The organism is Halomonas sp. BL6 (genome assembly GCF_006228115.1).
Taxonomy (GTDB): Bacteria; Pseudomonadota; Gammaproteobacteria; order Pseudomonadales; family Halomonadaceae; genus Vreelandella; species Vreelandella piezotolerans.
Window position 1 is genome coordinate 42340 of record NZ_VDGL01000003.1, and the last position, 22826, is coordinate 65165.

Consider the following 22826-nt stretch of genomic DNA (forward strand, 5'->3'; position numbering starts at 1 on the left):
AATGAAGAGTTTCCATGAACGCACATCTAGCAGCGCTCGAGCCACGCCTTGTATGGCAGCACTTTCGTACTCTGTGTAACACGCCGCGCCCCTCCGGTCATGAGGCCGCGTTGGTCGCTACCTTGGAAGCCTGGGCGGATGCGCAAGGGCTTGCCCACGACCAGGATGCCTTCGGCAACCTGCGTATCCGCAAGCCTGCCACCCCTGGCTGTGAAGGCGCGCCGGGAATCGTACTGCAGGGCCATCTGGATATGGTGGCCCAGGCCAATGCGGGGCATGCGCATGACTTTACCCGCGACCCCATTCGCACCGTGGTTAAAGAGGGCTGGCTGCACGCCGAAGGCACGACGCTAGGAGCGGACAACGGAATGGGCGTGGCCGCGATATTGGCCGTGCTGGAAGACCCCGACCTGACCCACGGCCCACTCGAAGCCCTGTTCACCCTGGAAGAAGAGACCTCCATGGGCGGTGCGCTGAATCTTGCCGAGAACTGGTTGGAAGGCTCGCTGCTGCTCAATTTGGACAGTGAAGACCGTGGCGAGGTGTATATCGGCTGTGCTGGCGGCGCCGATGTGGTGGTCGATGCGCAGCTGCCTTGCACCGCCCTGCAAGCCGATGAGCGACTGCTTTCCCTCTCGCTGACGGGCCTTAAAGGCGGCCACTCGGGCATGGACATTCACCAGCCTCTGGGCAACGCCAATCGCCTGTTGGTGCGCGTTCTTTGGGCGCTAGAAGAGTACGATGCTCGTCTAGTGAGCTATCAGGGCGGCACGCTGCGCAACGCCATTCCCCGTGAAGCCTTTGCCCAGGTGGCGCTGCCCGCCGACGATATGGAGGCCGCCCTGGCCACCGTCGAGAGGCTGGCCGCCACCCTCAAGGCCGAGCTGGGCAGTGGCGATAGCGGCCTGGTATTGACCGCCGAGCGCGCCGAGCAGGCCGACGCCGAGCCGCTGACGCTCGATGCCAGCGCGATGCTGCTGGCGGCGCTGCATGCCGCCCCGTGCGGCGTCGAGCGCATGAGCGCCGACGTGCCAGGCGTAGTCGAAACCTCCAACAACCTGGGCGTGTTAAGCGTCGAAGCCGGTCGCTTTCATCTCTGTGCCCTGGTGCGTTCGTTGCACGATAGCGCTGCCCAAGCGATGGCCGAGCGCTTTCAGGCGCTGTTTGGGCTCATGGGCGCACGGGTGAAAGTCGAAAACGGCTACCCCGGCTGGGCACCCAACCCGGATAGCCCGCTACTGGCCACCTTCAAGGCGCGCCACGCGTCGCTGATGGGCCACGAGCCCGAGGTGAAAGTGATCCATGCGGGGCTAGAGTGCGGTATTTTGGGCAGCAAATACCCGCACTTGGACATGATTTCCTTCGGCCCGCTGATTCGCGGCGCGCACTCGCCGGATGAGCGGGTGGAGATCGAGTCCGTGGCGGAGTTCTGGGCCATGCTGCGCGATCTGGTGGCGGCGCTGGCGAAGTAACGTCCTCTCGCCATGCCCAACACCATCAAAAACGGCACCCTAGAGGTGCCGTTTTTGATGAAGCGTGATGACCGCCTGCGATATCGATGGCGGCCAATCGCCTCGCTTATTTGCCTAGATAGGCGTTGAGCATCCACACGGTTTTTTCCTGCTCGCGGATGTAGTCGCCCGCCTGGGCGGCGGTGCCCTCGTCATCGGCGTCGGACGCTAGCGCCAACAGTTCGCGCTGCAGTTCGATCAGCGTTTGATAGCCTGCCAGAACGCCTTGCACGCAGGTCTTGCCATCGTGGACGTCTTTGTCTTCTTGGATGCGCGACAGCTTGGTGTAATCGCTGTACGCGTGAACCGGTTTGTGGCCCAAGGTCAAAATACGCTCAGCGACCTCGTCGACCTTGGTCAGCAGGTCGGTGTAGAACTCTTCGAATTTGGCGTGCAGTTCGAAAAAGTCGTTGCCTTTCACGTTCCAGTGATAGCCACGCACGTTCATGTAAAAAATCTGATAGTTGGCCAGCAGGTGGTTGAGTTTCTCGGCGAGCTGGCTGGCGCTGCCTTCGTGTAAACCAATGCTATTGGTATCGTCCATTGTCTGCTCCTCCTTGGTGGGCGTTGCATTTCAACGTGTGTCTATTTCGTGTCGAGTTCAGCTTAGAGTGCTGCAACGGCGAGGTGAAACAGATTTTTTGCATCGCCGTCATAGCGGATAAGGTATACGTGCAGGCACCATCACAGGATTTCAAGGGGCGCTTAGCGGCAGGCGAGCCAAAGCCGCGCAATGCTTTCGCAGCGGTCTGCCAGCAGCTCCGCAGTGCGTGGCAGCGCCTGCTCTAACGTCATCAATCCATCGGCGAGGGCAAAGGCGGCGGTTACCCCCTCGTCGGTACACGCCTGCCAGCCATCGCCCAGGCTGCCCGCCAGCACGATCACCGGTTTGCCTTGGCGCTTAGCGGCGCGGGCGACGCCAATCGGCGTCTTGCCCGCTAGGCTCTGGCCATCCAAACGGCCTTCACCGGTGATGACCACGTCGGCCTCATTCAGCAACCGGTCAACGTTCGCCTGCTGCATGATCATCTCGATGCCCGGCGTCAGCGTGGCGTTCAGAAAGCAGTGCGCCGCAAAGCCCATGCCGCCTGCCGCCCCTGCCCCTGGGAGCTCTCGGTCATCACGCCCCAGCGCTTTGGCCGTCAGGTCGGCAAAGTGGCCAAGCGCGCGGTCGAGTATGGCGACATCGCCTTCCGTCGCGCCTTTTTGCGGGCCGAAGACGGCGCTGGCGCCGCGTTCGCCCAGCAGCGGATTATCCACGTCCACGGCGGCTTCTACGTGCAAGTTGTCCAACCGCGGGTCCAGCGTCGACAGGTCCAAGGTGGCCAGCTGCTGGAGCGCCGCGCCGCCGGGTGGCAACGGCTGGCCCTGGGTATCCCGCAGCGTGGCGCCCAGGGCTTGGAGCATACCCGCGCCTGCGTCGTTGGTAGCGCTGCCGCCGAGCAGCAGCAGGGCATGGGTGGCGCCTGCGTCCAAGGCAGCAAGAAATAGCTCGCCCACGCCGTAGGTGGTGGTGTGCAGTGCGTTGCGCTCGTCGCGGGTCAGGTGCTGTAAGCCGCTGGCTTCTGCCAGCTCGATAAACGCGGTACGCTGCTCATCGAGCCAGCCCCAGGCGGCTTGGCGGGGCCGTCCCAGGGCGTCCTTGACGGTAAGGGTGCGGCGTTCGGCGCGCGTGGTGGCAATCAAGGCGTCCAGGCTGCCTTCGCCGCCATCGGCCAGGGGGCAAAGCTGTGTGATGGCACTGGGAACTGCCCGTTTGATGCCCTTTGCCATGGCTTTGGCGGCCTCGTCGGCACTTAGGGCGTCCTTAAAACTGTCAGGGCAAAGCAGTACATTCATCGCACGACCTCCTTAAAACGTTGTCTCAGCGTGTTGTCGTTCTTTTAATGTCTGTTGGCGAGCTTAGCGCGCTGCTTGGCGACACACCAGCCATGACGGTAGCGAGAGGATTTTTCATGAAGGCCATACCCCTTAGCATCATCTGCCTATTGGCACTGGCAGGTTGCCAAACGGTTCCCGACCGTCTGCCCCAAGCAGAGCCTGCGCCAGCGGCGGCGTGCTACTTTCCCACCGACCCTCCCACCGACCTTCCCACCGGCCAGCCTGCGCCTGATGAAACGCTGCACGTTTTGACGCAAAGCATCGACGTCCTGGAAGCCTGGGGATTTTCGTTGGAAACCACCGATACCGAGCTTGGACTGGTCAGCGCTTCGCGGGAGCGCGAGCTCATCGGCTACTACGACCGCTATGACTACGACTATGGCTACGGCAGCGGCTTCCGCCTGTTTGGTGGGTTTGGCATTGGCCGTGGGATAGGCGTCGGCGTGGGTGGCTCCTTCGGGCCTGCGTTTGGTCAGCAGCCGGTCGAGGTGGAACGGGTATCGCTGCTGGCCCGCGATGGCCACATGCGCATCTCTCGTGACATTCGTCGTTTCGACCATCTGGGCGAGCTGCGCGAGTCTTACAGCGCCAGTAACGATGATTTTTGTGGCCGTTTCCAGGAAGCCTTTTATTCGTCCGCCACGCCTCAGGGGGCATCATGACACCGTCCCGTCCCACCGTATTGGCAGCCCTCACGCTATGCACCACGTTGTGGCTGGCAGGCTGCGCCACGACGCAGCCGTTAGAACCCAGAGAGCTGCGCTACAACGCCCCAATGGAGCAAGCCTTCCGCGAGGCGGTGGCACTGATGATGGAGCAGGGCTATGTGATACGCCACGCCGATTTGACCTTAGGGCGCGCCGAGGCAAGCCTGGCACGCTGGCCCGGATATCGGGTTCAGCTTCAAGTAAGCGAAGCTCAAGGGGGGAGTCTGGTCAGCGTGTCAGCACTGCGCGGTAGCCAGCCGATACCCCCTTATGTGCTAGACCCCTGGCTCGTGGCGTTACAGCGCAATTTAGGAGAATTGCCGTGATGAATGCATGGTCACCTGCCACGCTGCGTCGTACTGGCCAAGCGCTGCTGGTGGGCAGCCTGTTGGTCAGTTCGATGGCACAGGCCCACCCTCACGGCTGGATCGACATGAGCGTGCGTGTCATTACCAACGACGACGGTGCAGTCACCGGGCTTCATCAAACGTGGCGAATGGACCCCTTTTATAGCTTGGTCGTCATGGAGGAGTTGCAGCAGGTACCAGGCACGAGCCTGGAGCAGGGGCTGGATCAGTTGGGCAGTGAGATTCGCGATAACTTGACTCCTCAGCACTACTTTACCGAGGTGCGGATCGGCGACGAGCCACAGACGTTTGGCGAGGTCACCGAGTACACCGCGCTGGCGCGAGACGGGCGTTTGACGTTTATGTTCATCCTGCCGCTGGCGACTCCCCAAGCGCTCAGCGGGCAGGTGCTGGAGTACCAAGTCTTCGACCCCACGTACTACATCGAGATGGTACATGAGGAAGAGGACAACGAGCCCTCTCCTCGGGCGCTGATTCTCAACGGCGACCCTGACTGCGCGCTCAGCGTTTTGCCTGCCGATCCCGACCCTGAGCGGGTCATGCAGGCGGCGCTGTTGGATGTAGACGAAGAGGGCGAGCCAGGGTTAGGCCGCCACTTTGCGGAAACGGGCCGCGTGGATTGTCGCTAGCCGCCCATCGGGCGAGTCGTGTATAAAGTGTTACTTTATATCTTTTATGCGGAGGGGGCATGCCGTTAAGCCGACGACAACTTACCATCGGCGCTGTGGCGATAGTGGGCGTGGTGCTGCTGGTATGGGCCATACAGGTGAATTTACAGAGCGTTAGCCTTCAGCTGTTGGCGTGGCAGCGGGAGCTACACCGTAGTCTGACCCTGGCGATTACCGAGCTGTCGCGGACGCCCACCACCGCCACGTGGGTCACGCTGCTCGGCGTGAGCTTTGCGTACGGCGTCTTTCATGCCGCAGGGCCGGGGCATGGTAAAGCGGTATTGGCGACCTATTTGGCGTCCCATGGCGGTGCGACTCGCCGGGCGCTGGGGCTCTCGTTTGCTGCCTCGTTACTGCAGGGCCTCACGGCTATCGCGATGGTGGCGGTGTTGGTACACGGGCTAGGCTGGGTGACGCGACAAGCCATGGGCAGTGTGGCTTGGGTGGAACAGGCCAGCTTTCTTCTGGTAGCGCTATTGGGTGCTTGGCTCTGTTGGCGGGCGGTGCAGCAGCTGCGCCACGCCTATGCGGCTCGCCATGAGCCCGTGATGGAACATACGCATTCTCATGACCACAGCCACGATCACAGCCACAGCCACGATCATACCCACTGCTGTGGCGGGGCTCATCACGTCGAACCCGCGCAGGCGCTGGATTGGCATACGGCGTTGATGACCGTTGGGGCGATCGGTATGCGCCCCTGCAGTGGCGCCATTCTGATGCTGGGGGCCGCAAGTCTCTTGGGGCAATTTTATGTGGGGGTTGCATCGGTGGTGGCAATGTCGCTGGGCACGGGTATCACCGTGTCGATATTGGCCCTGGCCAGCATCGTGGCTAGAGGGTGGGCGACCAAGCGGCTACACAAGCAGAGCCAGCAGCGGGTCGAGAAAGCGGCGGGCTGGGCGGCGCTCACTGGTGGGGTCGTGATCATTGCCTTGGGTGTTTCCTTGGCGCTGGCAGGTGCGGCGCAGCCCGCCAGCGGCACATTACTCAACGAGCCACCCGCGCGCAGCTCTCTGCTGGGGGGCTAAGCTTAAAGCGTCAGGCTCTCGATGTGCGCCAGAAGCTGTTCACGGCGCTCACCCTGCTGGTCGAGCTCGTAAGGCGTGGCGGTGCCGTTGCCCCACACGGGCGCGGGCCAGCTGGCGTCATCGGTATAGCGCACCACCAGATGGATATGTAGCTGGCTAACCATGTTGCCTAGCGTGGCAATATTGAGCTTGTCGCCTTGAAAGCCCTCTTTCATGGCGGCGCCCAGCTGCGTCGCCTCCTGCCAAAGTTGGGCCTGCTCGGCCTGGCTCAGCTCGAATACCTCACTGATCGAGGCCACGCGGGGCACGAGCACCACCCAAGGGTAGCGAGCATCGTTCATCAGCAGAGCGCGGCAAAGCGGTAGGTCAGCGAGGGGAAAGGTATCGGCCTCTAAGCGTGAATCGAGTTCGAAGGTTGCCAAGCGGAGTGCTCCTAAGCCAAACGGTTGGACTAGCATCATAGCAGGCAGTGATTATGTCAGGGAAAACAGGCGAAATGATTAAAATCTGTTACGCTGAAAACACTCCTAGGCGGTAAGGCTGCCGCCGGAGCTTCCCGATGTCGAATGACCTGTTAAGGAGAACACCATGAAAAAATTACTGGCGACTAGCTTTATTCTGCTCATGACGGCAGGCGCACTCGCGGGCTGCAACACCATTGCAGGAGCAGGACAAGACGTGGAAGAAGGCGGCCAAGCCGTTCAAGACGCCGCAAGCTAAGGCTCGGCCTCAACGGCTTGTCGTGTTTACGTGCGGGCTAGGCAGCAATGCCTAGCCCGCACTGCTTAGTGAGCCAGAGACACGTGTGAGTCAGAACAAACTTCATCGAGGAACATCAATCATGACGCCAGGAAGCACGGGGATGATGATCGCAAAGGGCCATGTGAAACGCTTGAGCAGCGCGCTGGCCGTGCTGCTGCTTGCAGGGTGCAGCAGCGCACCCAGTGAAACGGCCGCGCCGACACCGCCAACGGTCGATCAAACGGCACCGGCTCGACCAACATGCGATGCTAGCGCCGTGCAGTACGCCATCGGTGCGCCCTTCGATGAAGCCAACGTCGAAACACTTGAAGCGCAGAGTGGCGCCAACCAAGTGCGGGTGCTGCGCCCGGGCAGCGCCGCCACCATGGATTACCGTGACGATCGACTCAATATTCATCTGGAAAGCAACGACATGATCGAGGCGCTGCGCTGCGGCTAACGCAAAATCAGCCATACGCAGGCGGCGGTGAGAATGCCCATCGCGATGTTGAACCCACGCCACGCCCGGTCGCTTTTGATCCACTGCCCAATGGCGCTGCCAAATGCGGCCCACAGCGCAATGCAGGGCAGCGCCACCACTTCCGCAAACCCGGCCAGTATCAGGGCATTGACGATCGGCTGGCCGCTCTCCGGTAGAAACCCCGCCATCAGCGCCAACCCCATCACCCACGCTTTAGGGTTGGCGAACTGAAACATGGCTGCCTGCCAAAACGTCAGCGGCACCCCGTGCTGGCTGGCGTGTAAGTTGGGCGGCGGGGCGGTGGCGATTTTCCAGGCAAGGTAGAGCAAATACGCACTCCCTACCCAGCGCAGCGTGGTTTGCACCACCGGGAAGCGTTCGAACAGCACGCCTAGCCCCAGCGCAATGCTGGCAAACAGTAAGAAACAACCTCCTAAAATGCCCCACATATGCGGCATGGTGCGCCGAAAGCCAAAGTTGGCCCCCGAGGCGGTGAGCATGATGTTATTGGGCCCAGGTGTGAGCGTCATCGACATCATATAGAGCGCTGCGGGGCCAAGGATGAGCCATTCGCTATTCATTTTGTATCCATACAATTTGGATGAATTGGGTTGTTGGTGGGCGTTTTTGTTAGCATAATGTGGCTATTTTTTACGTCAAAGGTTTTATTGTCACCATGACAATTTGGGTGCCTTCCATTGAACACATGACCGGCCCACGCTATCGGGCGATTGCCCAGGCCATTGGCGATGCCATTGCCAGGGGTGGTTTGGCGCCAGGAGAGAAACTGCCGCCCCAACGCCGGTTAGCGGATGCGTTAGGCGTCACCGTGGGCACCGTCACCCGTGGCTATGCCGAAGCAGAGCATCGCGGATGGGTGAGCGCCCGGGTAGGCAGCGGCACCTATGTGAAAGAGCGCAGACCAAGCCACGTCTTTGGCAGTCAGCCCAGTACGCAAGCCGGTGACGATACGATCGATTTAAGCCTCAGCCTGCCGCCACCGCATCTTTTAAGAGAGCAGGCGCTGAGTGCGGCTCTGACCACACTCAGTACTTCGGCGGATGCGCTCAGGCGCAGCGTGGCTTACTCAAGCTCCCAGGGTAGCGACCACCACCGCGCCGCTCTCTCTCAGTGGCTCACCCAGTTAGGCATGGCCCTGGACGCTGAGGAACTGCTGATCACTCAAGGCGGGCAGCACGGCATTAGCCTGGCCATCGGCACGTTGTTACGCCCCGGAGAGCTGATCGCCGCCGATGCCTTGACGTACCCAGGGGCGATCAGCGCAGCCCAACAGGCGCATCTCAAGATGGTCGCCATCCCTTTCGACCAGGAGGGGATGTGTATGGAGACGCTGGCGGCCCAGTGCGCGCGTCAGCCGCCGCGATTGATATACCTTACGCCTGATCAAAATAATCCCACCGGCATCTGCCTGAGCGAAGCGCGCCGAGAGCAGCTCGTGGCGCTCGCAAGGCGCTACGATATATGGCTGCTAGAGGATGGCGTGCAGTACCTACCCGTCGAGCAGCGTGGCACGCCGCTCTATCGGTTAGCGCCAGAGCGCACGCTGTTCGTCTTTAGCACGGCAAAAGTGCTGGCGGGCGGGCTGCGTATGGGCGTGCTGCGCGCGCCACCTGCGCTGCTGGAGCGGCTGGCGGCGGCCTTAAGAGCGCAAAGCTGGATGGTGCCACCGCTCATGGTGGATGTGGTTTGCCACTGGGTGAGCCAAAGCGCGTCACACGAGCTGCTGACGTGGCAAACCCAGGAGCTGGCGGCACGGCAGCAGCTCGTCACGGACCACCTGGCGGGCTACTCGCTGAGCCGTCGGCCAAACGGCAGCAACGTATGGCTAACGCTACCCGATGGCGTACGGGCGCTCGAGCTGTGCGAGCGGCTCAACCAGCAGGGCGTCAAAGTGACCAGCGCGGAACCCTTCTGCGTAGGCAGCGCACCGGCCCCCCAGGCGGTGCGGATTTGCATCGGAGCGGCCGTTGATCAGGCGGCGCTTACGCGTGCGCTGTCCATTGTGCGCGCGAGCCTAGAGCAGACGCCCCTTGCGACCGCAACGGTCTAGCTAGTCATAGCGATCTTTCCAACCCTGATGGCGCACCTGCTCTTTGAGCATGTCGAGCACGTCGTAAAGCACCTGTTCGGTCACTTTGGCGCTGGTGTCGTCGACGGTCAACCAACTGTCAAAGCTGGTGTCGGCGGTGCGCTCGACGAGTTGACGAAAGGCGGGGGAGTGCATGCCTTGCGCCATTTCATCCACCAGCCGCTGGGCGACACTGCTGATAGAAGCTTGCATCGCGCTTGATGCGGTTTTTCCCATGGGTAAGCGGTGTAGTCGTTGAATTTCCGGGCTCTCCCGCAGCGTGCGGCTCACCAGATCGTCGATGGCCATCATGATGGCGGTGCGATTTTGCTGATACGCCCGTCCGGCCGTCGCCTCGAGGCGCTCGGCAATTTCATGGATCAACTGGGTTTTGCGCGGCATGATCACCCGCTCGATGACGCGTTCGGTGAGCGAGTCGCTGGACATGATCTGCTCCTGAGCGTTGCCTAGCAAACGCAGCGCTATACGGTCTGAGAGCTCCTCCAGCAAAATATCGTAATACTTGGCAAAAAATCGATAGACCGACCAACGGGTCACGTCGATCAAGCGCAGTCGATGTAACCGGTGTAGGAGCGAAATGACGCGTAAGGCACGTAGCCAACGAAACCCACTGAGTGGGATGCAGCCCAGCACGTCGTACCAGTGTACGAAGGGATAGAAAAACCAGCGGTGATAGCGCCGCTCGGCAATCGCGACGGCCCAGCCCAGGAGTACATCGGCAATGAAGACGCTGACGAAAACCAAGTCGATGGTGATGAAGCGGCTGTGAATCGTCGTATCGTAAAACTCGTGAAAGCCAGGTGCGATGGTGGCCAGCGACTGGTTGATTGGACCGATAAGGAACAGCGAGTCAAACAGCAGCAGGCTTAGGTTGAGGACAACGGCGGCAAGGATCAAGAGATCCCAGCCGATGTGCGCATACTCGACGGCCTTGGGCAGGTGGGGGTAGCGCTGCCTGATGGGCATGATGACTCCTTGTCGTCGCGGGTAGGGTAGCGCTTAGCGCTGCTGGTGATGCTGTTGAGTCAGCTCCTCTTCGCGCTCGGCCTGCTTACGCAGCTTCTTGCGCAGCGCCGCCTTTTCGAAGCGCAGCTTCTGTAGCGGGGTCTCCAACGCCAGCGGCGGCACCCGGGCGGGCTTGCCGTTGGCATCCACGGCTACCATGGTGAGGTAGCAGCTATTGGTATGACGAATCAGCTTCTGGCGAATATCCTCGGCCACCACTTTGATGCCAATTTCCATGGAGGAGCGCCCCACATGGTTCACGCTGGCGAGAAACGTCACCAGCTCGCCGACATGGATTGGCTGTTTGAACAGCACTTGATCCACCGATAGCGTCACCACGTAGTGGCCAGAGTAGCGGCTGGCGCAGGCGTAGGCGACTTCATCGAGTTTCTTCAGAATAGCACCGCCGTGCACTTTACCGCTGAAGTTCGCCATGTCCGGCGTCATCAAGACCGTCATGGAAAGCTCGTGCTGGCCCGGTAAGGCGCTGTGTTCAAGGCTCTGGTCTGAGGCGTTGGGTACATCAGAGGCGTCGGACATAAAAGTCACCCTACGATTAAAAATGCCCGCCCCCAGGCGATAGGGGCGGGCGTTGACGTCGTGCTTAGCTGCTTAGAACCAGACCAAGCCTACGGAAATGATAATACCGGTAATGAATAGCTGGATCAGACAGAATCCCATGATGTCCTTGGCTTTCAAGCCGGCAATCGCCAACACCGGCAGGGCCCAGAAGGGCTGTAGCAGGTTGGTCCAGGCGTCGCCCCAGGCCACCGCCATGGCCACGCGGGCAATGTCGGCACCCAGCGCTTCTGCGGCAGGTAGCATGACCGGCGCTTGTACCGCCCACTGGCCGCCGCCGGAGGGCACGAACAGATTGACGATACCGGCGCTGAGGAACGACCAGAACGGCAGCGAGTTAGCGGTGGCAAACGAGACTAGCCATTCGGACATGCTCTGGGCCAAGCCTGACTGCACCATGATCGCCATGATGCCTGCATAGAAGGGGAACTGAATGACGATGCCTGCGCCGCCTTTAATGGCTTCGTTCAGGCTAGTGAGCAGGTTACGGGGCGTGCGGTGCAGCACGATCGCCAGGAACAGGAACATGAAATTCACCACGTTCAAGTTCAGGCCGCCGCCGCGCAGAAGGAAGTGGTCGAGCAAGAACAGCAGGCCCGGTACGCCCACCAGCAGCGCCAGCGGCATGCTGTTTTCGAGCTTTTCGGCAGGGCGCGTGAGACGGCCCACGGGCTCTGGTTCGTCGTCGAGCAGTTTGGGGTCGACGTAGACGCTGTCTTTCTCATCCGGCAGCATCATGCGGTTGACCAGCGGTACGGCGATGAACAGGCAGATGACGATAGCCAGGTTGAAGAAGGCGAAAATGGTCGAACCGGTGCCGATGACGCCGATCTGGTCCGCAGAGAAGTGGCCTTCGGTGGCGATCGTCAGCGGCACGGAACCGGCCAGGCCACCGTGCCACACCACGAAGCCGGAGTAGGCGCTGGCCACCAGCAAGCGGTAGTCGACCTTGATCAGACGGGCCAGCTCTTTGGCGAACAGTGCGCCGACCACCAAGCCAAAGCCCCAGTTGATCCAGCTAGCCGCCAGCGAGACCAGCGTGACGAGAATGATCGCGCCGCCGGGTGATTTCGCCGTACCGGCAATTTTTTGCAGAATGCGTTTCACGGGCGGAGAGCTTGCCAGCATGAAGCCGGTAACCAGCACGAGCAGCATCTGCATCGAGAAGGTCAGTAAGCCCCAGAAACCGTCGCCCCACATACGCAGCACGGCCAAGGGCGTTTGGCGCTCTACCGCGATGGCGGCGACGGCAGCAATCAGGGTTAGCAGGAGAACGAAGATATACGGGTCTGGCAAATAACGCTCGACCAGCTTGACCGCTGGTTTTGATATGAGTTTTAGCATGAAGTGCTCACTTTATTCGTTATTAGGAAGTGCGCGGCTAATATACGGTGGTGCGGTACAATTTTCATCCCTCCACGGCCAATGCGTGGGGTGCTTAACATTGTCACATCACCTTACGTTAGCGCAGTTCGCTCGCCCTGCCCGTTGTGGCGTTCAACGCTGCTGATCAAAGGTGAGAAACGCCGGATGACGGCCGCCAGCGGGTCAGCCGGTAGTGCCGATAATAGCCAATGAGCACGGCCGAGCGGGTGAGCATAAAAAGTGTGAAGGCTAGCCAAAGGCCGTGATTGCCCAGACCCTGACAGAACCACCAGGCCGGCAGGTAGACGGCAAGGCCCGCAAAGATGCTGTTACGCATCTCTCGCACTGCCGTGGTACCGATGAAGACCCCATCCAACAGGTAGCTCCACACGGCAATCAGCGGCATGACGACCATCCATGGCAGATAGGCCGCTGCGGTAGCGCGCACGTCGCTGAGCCCGGTAAGCAGGGCGATCAGCTGATTTCCCCCTAAGGCAAATAGCAGTGCCGCAGCGGCAGAGGTCCAGAACGAAAAGTGGGCCGTCGCGCGTACAGTGGCGGTAAACTCGCGCCAGTCTTGGCGGCCGTAAGCGCGCCCCACCAGCGATTCGGCGGCATGGGCAAAGCCATCCAACGCATAGCTGGTGAGCATGATGAATTGCAGCAGCACGGCATTGGCAGCGAGCACGGTATCGCCCTGACGGGCACCTTGCGCGGTAAAAAACGCCATGGCAAACAGCAGCCCCAGGGTACGCACGAACAGGTTGGCGTTGACGTTGAACAGCGCCGAGTACGCCTTAAGTGCTAGCAGTCGCTGGCGCTGAAAGTGGCCTTCCACATACCCTAGCTGGCGCAGCACCAAGTAGCCGCCGAAGGCCAGCGCGCTGTAGTCTGCGAACACGCTGGCTAGCGCCACGCCGTTACTGGTCATCCCCAAGCCCACCACGAACCCCAGGTCGAGCAGGATGTTCACGCTATTGGTCAGCAGCAGAATCATCAACGTAACGCGGGCGTTCTGCTGCCCTAAAAACCACCCTAAAATGGCGTAGTTGGCCAGTACGGCAGGGGCCGACCAAAGACGAATCTCGGCGTATTCCCGCGCCAGCGGTGTCGCGTCGGCGCTGCCATCCAGAAGCCAAAGGCCAAGCGAGATCAGCGGCGAGCCCAACACGATCAAAAGCGTCCCGATGACGCCCGCCATGATCAACGATTGGCCAAGCAGGTTGCGCACGTCGCTCGGCGCATCGCGCCCGATGGCCTGGGCGACCAGTCCGGTGGTGCCCATGCGTAAAAAGCCAAAGCCCCAGTAGAGAAAGCTAAATAGCGTTGCGCCAAGGGTCACGCCGGCCAGGTAGCGAGAGTCGGGTAAGTGCCCGACCACGGCGGTATCCACCAAACCGAGTAGCGGTACGGTGATATTGGAGAGAATGATGGGCCAAGCGAGGGTCCAAATACGCATTCAGAGTGACCTTCGCTCGCAGAGGTTGAGGCACACCTGGAGTGGCGAGTTAAACGGCAGTAATGATGCGGTACTTCTCCATCAATTGCGCTTGGGTTTCGGGGCGCTCTGGGTCGAGGGGGATACAATCCACCGGACATACCTGCTGGCACTGCGGCTCGTCGAAGTGGCCGACGCACTCGGTGCACAGATTGGGGTCGATCACGTAAATCTCCTCACCGGGAGAGATCGCGTCATTGGGGCATTCCGGTTCGCAGACGTCGCAGTTAATGCATTCGTCGGTGATCATCAGGGCCATGGGCATACCTCACGAATGGCGTATCACCCGAGCAGCGAGATACCCGAGTGTTTTACTCAACAATTATCGATAGCTAGGTAGTGTAGTGCTTACGCAGCGTCTCTGCGACCTGTGGATGCACGAGCGGTGAAATATCGCCGCCCAGCTTGGCGATTTCCCGCACGATGGTCGAGGAGATATAAGAGTTTTCCACGGCGGGGGTGAGAAACACGCTCTCGAGTTCGGGATTTTGAGCGCGGTTCATGTTGGCCAGCTGCAGCTCGTACTCGAAATCGGAGACGGCGCGCAGACCACGTAAAATGATCGTAGCGCCCTGCTCGTGCATCATGGTCGTTAGTAGCGTCGAGAAACCAATGACGCTGACGTTGGGCAGCGACGCGCATACCGCTTCCGCCAGCGCGATTCGCTGTTCTAAATCCAGGCTGGGACGTTTGCCGGGGCTAGCCGCTACGGCAATCACCACTTTGTCGAACATGCGCGCGCCGCGCTCGATCAGGTCGAAATGACCGTTGGTGATCGGGTCGAACGTGCCGGGATAGACGGCGATATTCTCGCGGCGCAGGCTCATGTCGGCGTCTCCTCGTCTAGCGAACCAAACGGATTGTTGGGGGCCAGCGACACCGCCTGATCGTAGCCAGGTATGTGAATACGGTCAGCGTGTATCTCGAGTTCCGGGCCTTCGAGTACCGCGTCGCCAAACTGGTAGCGAGGGGCGTAGTGCCCCCGGTCGGCGTCGGCCAGATACGCTGCGGCGTTGGCGCGGACGGTTTCACGGCGGCCTTTCCATGCATCGATGGCCGCGCGGCCGTGGCGCTTGACCAGCAGGCGCTCGGTGACGTCGGGCGAGAGCACGACACCCGTGGCGTTATTGCCACCAAAGCCTTTGGCGTTGACGAAGGCGGCATCGGCGGTAAACGCTTGCGGTGTGGTGAAAAAGCGCAGCCGCTCGGCATATACGTCATCGGCCACCGCATCCAGCGTTGGGATGCCTGGCAGCAGGCCGTGGGCGAAGCTGCCCAAAGCGCTGGCCAGCTGGTCGCCCGCCGCCGAGCCTTGCGAGTGGCCAATGAAGGCTTTGATAGCCACCACCGGCCACTGCTCAATGCCGTTCGCGCGGGCGATTTCATCGAACACGTGGGATTCGGTGGTGCGGTTTTTCGGCGTGCTGGTGCCGTGGGCATGCAGGAAAGTGCGCTCTTTTAGCGCGGTCTCCCCCAGCATGTCTTTGACCAGTGCGGCTGCCTTACCCAAGGTGATGTAGTTGCCGATGCCGGGCGCAGAGATAGAGCGCTTGTAGCCGTCGGCGTTGACGAAGACCTCGGGCACCGCGCCGAGGATATCGGCCCCTAGCTCTAGGGCGAGGCTGTCGTCCATCAGCAGCACAAACTGGCTGGCTTCGGCCATGGTGAAACCGCAGTTGCGAGCGAACGGGCGGCACGCGCGCTGGTAGTCGGTGTCGGTAAGCAGCTCCAAGGCATCCAGCGCTTTCAGGCTGGCGTCATCGGCCAGCGCGCCCATGGCGCGGAACCCTTCGATGATCTCCGGCGTGATCGGCGCGTCGGCGGTGCCCACCATCACCACCCGGCGGCGACCCGCGCGGATATCCTCGATGCCCAGGCGCAGGTTGTAGAGGAAGCTCGCGCACGCCCCCAGCGCCGCGCCGGTGCCGCCGACGCTACCCAACACGTAGGCATTGAGAAAGTCAGCGGGCATTTGCCCATAACCCAGCGGCATCTGCTTGGAGGTGGCTCGTTGACCGGTTACCAAGCTTTTCAGCAGCCCTCCCCACCCCTGGTCATCGAGCTGACCAATGGAGTTGCCCGCATAGACGGCAATGTGGTCGGGGTTGAGCTGCTGGCGCAGTGTTTCCCAAGAGAGGCCGCTGGCCCCCAGGCAATCGCTAGCACCGAAGACCGCCATGGAGAGCCCGCGCGGGTGGTGAACACTGCGGTACAGACTGGCGGGATCGAAGCCGCTGGGCAACTGGGCCGCCGCCCTGACTTTGGGCTCTTGCGCGTCAGGCAACAGCACGTCGAAAGCACCGGCAGGGAGGGTGACTTCGACCTGCCGCGCGTCGATCTCGCGCACTTGCCATCCGTCGGGCAACTGATCGGGAAGCTGGCGGCGGCGCAGCGTGACGCACATCGGCTCGGCTAGGGTCATGTCGGCGCGTCGATTCGCGGGCAGGCCCGGGGCCAGAAAGCGCGGGTCTTCGTTGCGGCGAATCAGCGTGTGATTAAGCACCTGATTACGCAGCCGTAGGGCAGGGGCGTCGATGGGCTGTCCTGCGCTGTCGTGCCATCCGTTGTCGGAGTGCTCGGCAAGACGCATGAGCGCCGCCAAGCCTTCCAGGGTCTGGCGCTGCTGGTCAGCAGGTAAAGCATCAAGCACGGTGCGGCGGAAGGCCTGATGGCCCGAGGTTCTGCCGGCGGGATTGATGCCGCCCATGCCGACAATCACCGGTAAGTGTGACAAGCCGGGTTCCTCGTGGTGCGGTGGTTTTTAATAACAGTTATTGTCAGACCGAGTCGATAATGGCGACCGATCCGAGCTTAATCAGTGAGCTGAACGTATGGCTCGGGCGTGATCATAGCACCGGGCGTGCAACGGCGTCATGCCGAGCGCGCGGGAGACTGATAGAATCACGCTTTTTTTAACCCAGGGGATGGCATGCAGCACACCTCACGGCCAGTGACGTCCAATCAGCCCGGGCCGCATCACGATGTGGCCCGGCGAGTCACCCGCGCGCTCGCACATCCGCTGCGCAAACCCGTTGCTGATCACACGCGGCGAGCGTTCGAACGGGCCAACGCGTGGCGACAGCAGCGCGGTGCGCCTTTGATCCTCGACGCGGGCTGCGGGGTGGGCCTATCGACCCGACGATTGGCACTAAGGTTCCCTGAGTGCAGTGTCATCGGCGTCGATCGTAGCGAAGATCGGCTGGGGCGCGAGCACGGCGAGTTGCCGGACAATGCGTTACTGGTGCGTGCCGATTTGGTCGATTTTTGGCGGCTAGCACTGGAAGCAGGCTGGGCGCCCGAGCGCCACTATTTGCTGTATCCCAACCCGTACCCTAAGTCGGCCCACTTGAAAATGCGCTGGCATGGCCATCCTGTTTTCCCCACACTATTAGCCTTGGGAGGACGGCTGGAGCTGCGCTCGAATTGGCAGCTTTATGTGGAAGAGTTTGCCCAGGCCGTGAACATCGTCACAGGCCAAGCAGCTAGCGTCACCGCGCTGCAACCTAACGGTGATTATCTCACTCCGTTCGAAGCCAAATATGACCAAAGTGGCCAAACGCTCTGGCGTTTGTGCATCGAGTTGGAGCGCCCATGACATTTATCTATCTGATTCTCGCGATCGTGGCGGAAGTAATCGCCACTAGTGCCTTGAAAGCCTCGGCGGGGTTTACCCGCCCACTGCCGAGTCTGCTGGTGGTAGGGGGCTACGGGGTCGCGTTCTATTTACTGAGTTTGGTACTGCGCACGCTACCCGTCGGCATTACCTACGCCATTTGGGCGGGCTTGGGTATCGTGCTGGTGACGCTGGTTGGCATCGTGGTGTTTGGTGAAACGCCAGACCTGCCCGCCGTGCTGGGTATCACGCTGATCGTGGCGGGTGTGGTAACGCTGCAGGTCTTTTCCAAAATGAACGTTCATTGAGGTTGCTCGACGTGACGAGTTTTCTGACTTTCTCCACACGCTGGCTACGTAACGGCGTCGTTGCCGGGGTGACGACCGCTGCGCTCTGCGCCAGTTCAGCGCTTTGGGCCGATTTCACTCGGCTGAGCCAACTCGAAGCAAAAGGCTTTGCCATCAGCGCTGAGGCACGCTTGTTGGATGCCGATAGCGGCAGTAACCCGCTGTTGGGTAGCCTGAATCCGGAGCGTCAGCTCTCGCCCGCCTCGGTCACGAAAGCGTATATGTCGGCGGCCCTGCTGAACCGCTTTGGCCCCCAGCATCGTTTCACCAGCCAGCTCGTCAGTACTGGGCAGGTACAGGACGGCGTGTTGAGTGGCGATCTCGTGTTCGAGGGCGGCGGCGACCCTGGATTGACGACCGAAGACCTGTGGCGGCTCGTTCATCGGCTGCGGCTGGCAGGTGTTGCCCATGTCGACGGGGCACTCATCGTCAGCCAGTGGCGCTTTGGCCCGGTGGAGTGCATCACCACGGACCGCTGCAATGCCCGTACCCGAGTGACCAACGCTTATAGTGCGCCGCTCTCCTCGGCGGGTGTCAACTTTGGCACCTGGTGCGTCAACGTCGCCCCGGCGGCCCAGCCGGGGACGCCTGCGCGGGTGGGTCTGTGCGACAGCCAAGATCCGCTGATCGTCATCGATAATCAGGTCGTCACGCGTCCGGCCAATAGCGGCACCGAGATCAGCGCAGAGCGCCTAACCGACGAACGCGGTGATGTCATGCGCTTGACGGGGCAGATTTCCACCAACGCGGTGGCGCGGGATGTCTACCGTGGTGCGGGCGATGCCGCAGAGAAGACGGCCCAGGTACTGCTCAGTATGCTCAACCAGTCCGGTATCAGTGTGCGCGATCCGTGGCGCGTCAGCGCCAGCCAGCCGCCGAGTAGCGCCCAGCGCCTAGCCGCCGTGGATAGCCAGCCGCTCCAGGAGCTGCTGCTACGCACCATGAACTACTCCAACAATTACATGGCCGACGTGCTGGCGCTGAACTTGGTGGAAACACCCCAAGCGCAGCTTCGTCAAGCAGGGCAGGCCATCGAAACCTATGTGCAGAGCCTGCCCGGGCATGGCCCGATCACGTTACACAGCGGCAGTGGGCTGACCACTGACAATCGCACCTCAGCTCATGGTGTCAACGTGATGCTGGAGGACATGTTCCGTCAAAGCGCGCTGTTCCCCAGTTTCGTAGCCTCTTTTCAATCGCCCGCCAATGGGGTGATGCGCTTCATTCGTCGCGGCACATCCACGTTCCAACATAACGTCATGCTGAAAACTGGCACGCTCAACCAACCGTTTGCCGTGCGCGCTGCGGCAGGCTATTTCCGCACGGCCCAAGGGCGCTGGGGCGTGTTCAGCGTGCTGGTGAATGGTAGCGGCAGCACGCCTTATCTCAGCTGGCCCGAGGTGCTCGACCCACTGTCGTTAGATCTCGATGCAATGATACTGGCCAATTAATGAAACGCTTAGCTGAGGCACAACGGGCATGAAACCACGTCACACGGGGTTAACCCATTTATTGCACTCCACACGCTACTCCTGGAAAGGCCTGAAAGCAGCGTTTCGTAATGAGTCTGCCTTTCGCCAGGAGTTGGCGATTACTGCCGTGCTGCTGCCATTTGCCTGGTGGATTGGCGAAGGCCCGATCAGTTGGCTGCTGCTGGTCGGCAGTCTGTTTCTCGTGCTGATTGTCGAGCTGCTCAACAGCGCCATCGAAAACGTGGTCGACCGTATCGGCACCGAACACCATGAGCTGTCAGGGCGCGCCAAGGACATCGGCTCGGCCGCGGTGATGCTGTCGCTGATGATGGCGGGGCTGACCTGGGGGCTGTTAGGCTGGGAAAAATGGATGGGCTAGTTGGCCTAGAATGTCGTTGAGAATCATAACAATCGCTTGGCAAAGAGGTGCTTATGCAGTCCCACGATGCGTTATTTCCCACGGATACGCTCCCCAAGTCGCTCGCACCGGCGGCCGCCCAGGCCCACCAGCGCCTGAGTGAGGCACTGAGCCAAGCGGATAACATCGCCTCGATGACCAAACAGTCGCTACCCTCCCGTCATTGGGACGCTCTAGCCCCTGCCCGCCGCAAGGCGTTGGCGCGGGTGGTGACGATTTCCACCTTTGCTCTCGATACGCTCGCGCGGTTTCCCCACTGGCTGGCCGAGTTGGATGCTGCCGGAGAGTTGGATAGCGCCCCCAGTAAGGAAGCGCTGACCCAGTGGTTGGATGAAGCCCTAGAGAGCGCCGAGGACGAAGAGGCGCTGCACCGGGTCCTGCGTCGTTTTCGCCGTGCGCGCATGCTGGGTATCGTTTGGCGCGATCTTGAACGCCCCGACGGCGCCTCCATGTGGGACACCGCCCGGTCGGTCTCTTGGCTGGCAGAAGTATGCACCGACGCAGCGCTGTGTTGGCTGGAGCGTTTCTACGCCACCCGCTGGGGCACGCCTGCTCCGCGCCGCGACGGCTCGCCCCAGCGCCTCGTCGTGTTGGGGATGGGCAAGCTAGGGGCTGGCGAGCTCAACCTCTCCTCGGACATCGACCTGATTTTTGCCTTCCCTGAAAAGGGCGAGACCGAAGGCGGCCGTAAGCCTTTGGAACATCAAGAGTACTTCACCAAGTTGGGCCAGCGTTTGATCGCTGCGCTGGATGCCATGACGGCGGATGGCTTCGTGTTCCGCGTGGATATGCGCCTGCGTCCGCTGGGCGACGGCGGCCCGCTGGTGGGCAGTTTTTCGATGCTCTCCAGCTACTATCAGGACCAGGGCCGAGAGTGGGAGCGCTACGCGATGCTCAAGGCGCGGCCCATTGCCGGGGACCTCGACGCCGGGCATGAGCTGCTGGCCAGCCTGCGGCCGTTCGTCTATCGCCGCTACCTCGATTTTGGCGCCATCGAATCGCTGCGCGAGCTGAAGGCAATGATCAACCGCGAAGTGAAGCGCAAAGGCATGCAGAGCAACATCAAGCTGGGGCCGGGAGGCATTCGCGAGGTGGAGTTCGTGGTGCAGGCGTTCCAACTGATTCGTGGCGGCCGCGATACCGAGCTGCAGGTCACCTCGCTGCATACGGCGCTCGAGCGCTTACCGGAGCTTGGGTTATTGCCCCAAGCCGTGGTGGACGAGCTGCTGCCGGATTACGCCTTTCTGCGCGACGTGGAGCACGCTCTGCAGGCACTCGAAGATCGCCAAACCCAAACCCTGCCCAGCGATGACGAAGATCGCGAGCGCGTGGCGTTGGCCATGGGGCATGAGGATTGGCCTGGACTCATCGCCCAGCTCGACGAGGTGCGCGAGCGTGTTCGTCAGCATTTCGATGCAGTGATTGCCGACCCGGAGGAGGACGTAGAGGAGGAACAGAGCGAGGCCGGCCTTGCCCAGTGGCGGCTGCTTTGGCGCGGCGAGCTGGAAGAGGGCGAAGCGCTGGCTCTGCTTAGTGACGCGGGGTTTCAGACGTCCGAGCGGGCGCTCAAGCGTGTGCAGAGCCTCTACAGCTCCCGGGCCGTGCAGAGCATGCAGCGCATCGGCTTCGAGCGTTTGGATGCGCTCATGCCACTTCTACTGAGTGCCGTTGCCGAGAGCGATATGCCGGATACCGCGCTGGCGCGGGTGCAACCCCTCATCGAGGCCGTACTGCGCCGTACCGCTTACTTGGCGCTACTGCGGGAAAACCCTCAGGCGCTGGAGCATCTCATGCGGCTCTGCTCGGCGAGCCCTTGGATAGCCGAGCAGCTTGCGCGCTACCCGATCCTACTGGACGAGCTATTGACCCCCGACACGCTCTACACGCCCGCCGACAAGGCGCGTTTGGGCGACGAGCTACGCCAGACACTCAACCGGATACCCGAAGATGACGAAGAGGCACAGCTAGAGGCGCTGCGGGTCTTCAAGCATGCCCAGATGCTCCACGTCGCCGCCTCCGATATCGCCGGTACCCGCCACTTGATGAAAGTCAGCGATTACTTGACCTACATCGCCGAAGTGATCTTGGAGGCGGTGCTGGCCATGGCATGGAAGCACGTGACGCGCAAGCACGGCGCCCCTGCCGGATGTAATAGCCGTGAGCCTGCTTTTTTGATGATCGGTTATGGGAAGCTCGGCGGTATCGAGTTGGGCTACGGCTCGGATCTGGACTTGGTCTTCCTGCACGACAGTGACGGCAAAGGCAGTACCGACGGTCCACGTCCCCTGGATACACCGGTGTTCTTCACTCGTCTGGGCCAACGCATCATCCACCTGCTCACCGCCGTGACCCCCGCAGGCAGCCTGTACGAGGTGGACATGCGTCTACGACCGTCAGGCAATGCGGGGCTATTGGTCACCTCGCTGGATGCCTTCGCCGATTATCAGCACCAAAACGCCTGGACCTGGGAGCATCAGGCGCTGGTGCGCGCGCGCGTTGTGGCAGGTAACGCGGCGTTGGCCAAGAAATTCGACGCCCTGCGCGGCGATATTTTACGCAATGAGCGCGATCCCGACGCACTGCGCGACGACGTGGTCAGCATGCGCCATAAGATGCGTGACCACTTGGGGACCAAAGGGCCGCTGGAGAGTGGTCCCGACGCCACCTTTAACTTGAAGCATGACGCCGGTGGCATGGTGGACATCGAGTTCCTGTGTCAGTACGCCGTGCTGGCGCTTTCCCACCAAACGCCAGCGCTGATCACCTATAGCGATAACATTCGTATTCTGGAAACCCTGGCGGAAAGTGGGCATATCACACCAGAGGAGGCCGAGCAGCTGCGCGAGGCGTATTTGGCCTATCGCAGCCGCACGCACCGCGCGGCGTTGACGGGAGAGAAGGCGTTGGGCCAAGTCAGCGAGTTTGCAGAGCATCGCCAAGTGGTGACGGCGCTGTGGCAGCGTTTTTTGGAGCCTTGATTGGCGCGCCAAGCATTTTTCAGTAGCATCGGTAAAAAGCTAGCCTGTTAACG

General features: G+C 61.3%; 24 protein-coding genes. 13 read left to right on the top strand and 11 right to left on the bottom strand.

Going from position 1 to position 22826, the window contains the following annotated elements; all coding sequences use genetic code 11:
• The first annotated feature begins 14 nt into the window (after window positions 1-14).
• Entirely contained in the window at window positions 15-1472 is a 1458-nt protein-coding gene (locus FHJ80_RS06940; RefSeq protein ID WP_139526299.1) for an aminoacyl-histidine dipeptidase, read from the top strand.
• Window positions 1473-1578: 106 nt separating this feature from the next.
• Here the strand turns inward: FHJ80_RS06940 and FHJ80_RS06945 are convergent, their stop codons facing one another.
• Window positions 1579-2055 (bottom strand): Dps family protein, encoded by a 477-nt coding sequence (locus FHJ80_RS06945; RefSeq protein ID WP_139526300.1) that lies wholly within the window; start codon window positions 2053-2055, stop codon window positions 1579-1581.
• Between the two features lie 161 nt (window positions 2056-2216).
• Window positions 2217-3350, bottom strand: coding sequence for a glycerate kinase (locus tag FHJ80_RS06950; RefSeq protein WP_139526301.1), 1134 nt, complete (start codon window positions 3348-3350; stop codon window positions 2217-2219).
• Window positions 3351-3466: 116 nt separating this feature from the next.
• Here FHJ80_RS06950 and FHJ80_RS06955 point away from each other — a divergent pair, with 116 nt between their 5' ends.
• Genes FHJ80_RS06955 through FHJ80_RS06970 form a run of 4 tightly spaced genes read left to right on the top strand, consistent with a single transcriptional unit; the run spans window position 3467 to window position 6166 of the window.
• On the top strand, window positions 3467-4054 hold the full coding sequence (locus FHJ80_RS06955) for a hypothetical protein (protein WP_139526302.1): 588 nt from the start codon (window positions 3467-3469) through the stop codon (window positions 4052-4054).
• Window positions 4051-4425, top strand: a complete 375-nt coding sequence (locus FHJ80_RS06960; RefSeq protein WP_139526303.1) for a hypothetical protein — start codon at window positions 4051-4053, stop codon at window positions 4423-4425. Before FHJ80_RS06955 ends, FHJ80_RS06960 begins: the two co-directional genes overlap by 4 nt.
• Window positions 4425-5096 carry a DUF1007 family protein gene (locus FHJ80_RS06965; protein WP_139526871.1) on the top strand — a complete coding sequence of 224 codons (672 nt, stop codon included), beginning with the start codon at window positions 4425-4427 and terminating at the stop codon, window positions 5094-5096. The genes FHJ80_RS06960 and FHJ80_RS06965 overlap by 1 nt, the downstream gene beginning before the upstream one ends.
• Before the next feature lie 59 nt (window positions 5097-5155).
• Window positions 5156-6166 (top strand): nickel/cobalt transporter, encoded by a 1011-nt coding sequence (locus FHJ80_RS06970; RefSeq protein ID WP_139526304.1) that lies wholly within the window; start codon window positions 5156-5158, stop codon window positions 6164-6166.
• A gap of 2 nt (window positions 6167-6168) precedes the next feature.
• On the opposite strand, the gene FHJ80_RS06975 is transcribed toward FHJ80_RS06970, so the two are convergent.
• Complete coding sequence (locus FHJ80_RS06975) at window positions 6169-6588, bottom strand: HIT domain-containing protein (protein WP_139526305.1); 420 nt, start codon at window positions 6586-6588, stop codon at window positions 6169-6171.
• A gap of 166 nt (window positions 6589-6754) precedes the next feature.
• Here FHJ80_RS06975 and FHJ80_RS06980 point away from each other — a divergent pair, with 166 nt between their 5' ends.
• A complete protein-coding gene (locus FHJ80_RS06980; protein WP_139526306.1) occupies window positions 6755-6886 on the top strand; it encodes an entericidin A/B family lipoprotein in 132 nt (43 codons plus the stop codon).
• A gap of 121 nt (window positions 6887-7007) precedes the next feature.
• A complete protein-coding gene (locus FHJ80_RS06985; RefSeq protein ID WP_239286109.1) occupies window positions 7008-7367 on the top strand; it encodes an I78 family peptidase inhibitor in 360 nt (119 codons plus the stop codon).
• Here the strand turns inward: FHJ80_RS06985 and FHJ80_RS06990 are convergent.
• A complete protein-coding gene (locus tag FHJ80_RS06990; protein ID WP_139526307.1) occupies window positions 7364-7969 on the bottom strand; it encodes a LysE family translocator in 606 nt (201 codons plus the stop codon). The genes FHJ80_RS06985 and FHJ80_RS06990 overlap by 4 nt on opposite strands.
• Window positions 7970-8064: 95 nt before the next feature.
• Between FHJ80_RS06990 and FHJ80_RS06995 the strand changes: the two genes are divergently transcribed.
• Window positions 8065-9459 (top strand): PLP-dependent aminotransferase family protein, encoded by a 1395-nt coding sequence (locus FHJ80_RS06995; protein WP_139526308.1) that lies wholly within the window; start codon window positions 8065-8067, stop codon window positions 9457-9459.
• Here FHJ80_RS06995 and FHJ80_RS07000 read toward each other — a convergent pair whose 3' ends face one another.
• The 7 genes from FHJ80_RS07000 to FHJ80_RS07030 all read right to left on the bottom strand — a co-directional run bounded on the left by FHJ80_RS07000 (window position 9460) and on the right by FHJ80_RS07030 (window position 16652).
• On the bottom strand, window positions 9460-10464 hold the full coding sequence (locus FHJ80_RS07000; protein ID WP_139526309.1) for an ion transporter: 1005 nt from the start codon (window positions 10462-10464) through the stop codon (window positions 9460-9462).
• 33 nt (window positions 10465-10497) lie between these two features.
• Entirely contained in the window at window positions 10498-11043 is a 546-nt protein-coding gene (locus FHJ80_RS07005) for an acyl-CoA thioesterase (protein ID WP_139526310.1), read from the bottom strand.
• 72 nt (window positions 11044-11115) lie between these two features.
• A complete protein-coding gene (locus FHJ80_RS07010; RefSeq protein WP_139526311.1) occupies window positions 11116-12426 on the bottom strand; it encodes a short-chain fatty acid transporter in 1311 nt (436 codons plus the stop codon).
• A 166-nt stretch (window positions 12427-12592) separates the two neighbouring features.
• Entirely contained in the window at window positions 12593-13906 is a 1314-nt protein-coding gene (locus tag FHJ80_RS07015; RefSeq protein WP_139526312.1) for an MATE family efflux transporter, read from the bottom strand.
• Between the two features lie 49 nt (window positions 13907-13955).
• Window positions 13956-14204, bottom strand: coding sequence for a YfhL family 4Fe-4S dicluster ferredoxin (locus tag FHJ80_RS07020; protein ID WP_139526313.1), 249 nt, complete (start codon window positions 14202-14204; stop codon window positions 13956-13958).
• Between the two features lie 73 nt (window positions 14205-14277).
• Window positions 14278-14772 carry a pantetheine-phosphate adenylyltransferase gene (gene coaD, locus FHJ80_RS07025; RefSeq protein WP_139526314.1) on the bottom strand — a complete coding sequence of 165 codons (495 nt, stop codon included), beginning with the start codon at window positions 14770-14772 and terminating at the stop codon, window positions 14278-14280.
• Window positions 14769-16652 (bottom strand): beta-ketoacyl synthase, encoded by a 1884-nt coding sequence (locus FHJ80_RS07030; RefSeq protein ID WP_139526874.1) that lies wholly within the window; start codon window positions 16650-16652, stop codon window positions 14769-14771. The genes coaD and FHJ80_RS07030 overlap by 4 nt, the downstream gene beginning before the upstream one ends.
• Window positions 16653-16874: 222 nt before the next feature.
• Between FHJ80_RS07030 and FHJ80_RS07035 the strand changes: the two genes are divergently transcribed.
• From FHJ80_RS07035 to glnE, 5 genes are all read left to right on the top strand, one after another.
• The gene (locus FHJ80_RS07035) at window positions 16875-17540 is read left to right on the top strand and encodes a tRNA (guanosine(46)-N(7))-methyltransferase TrmB (RefSeq protein WP_139526315.1); all 666 of its coding nucleotides are present in this window, start codon (window positions 16875-16877) and stop codon (window positions 17538-17540) included.
• Window positions 17537-17866: a multidrug efflux SMR transporter gene (locus tag FHJ80_RS07040; protein ID WP_139526316.1), complete on the top strand. Its 330-nt coding sequence runs from the start codon at window positions 17537-17539 to the stop codon at window positions 17864-17866. Before FHJ80_RS07035 ends, FHJ80_RS07040 begins: the two co-directional genes overlap by 4 nt.
• Window positions 17867-17934: 68 nt before the next feature.
• Window positions 17935-19356, top strand: a complete 1422-nt coding sequence (dacB, locus tag FHJ80_RS07045) for a D-alanyl-D-alanine carboxypeptidase/D-alanyl-D-alanine-endopeptidase (RefSeq protein WP_139526877.1) — start codon at window positions 17935-17937, stop codon at window positions 19354-19356.
• Window positions 19357-19384: 28 nt separating this feature from the next.
• Complete coding sequence (locus tag FHJ80_RS07050) at window positions 19385-19756, top strand: diacylglycerol kinase (RefSeq protein WP_062362369.1); 372 nt, start codon at window positions 19385-19387, stop codon at window positions 19754-19756.
• A 53-nt stretch (window positions 19757-19809) separates the two neighbouring features.
• On the top strand, window positions 19810-22773 hold the full coding sequence (gene glnE / locus FHJ80_RS07055; RefSeq protein ID WP_139526317.1) for a bifunctional [glutamate--ammonia ligase]-adenylyl-L-tyrosine phosphorylase/[glutamate--ammonia-ligase] adenylyltransferase: 2964 nt from the start codon (window positions 19810-19812) through the stop codon (window positions 22771-22773).
• The last annotated feature ends 53 nt before the right edge of the window (window positions 22774-22826 follow it).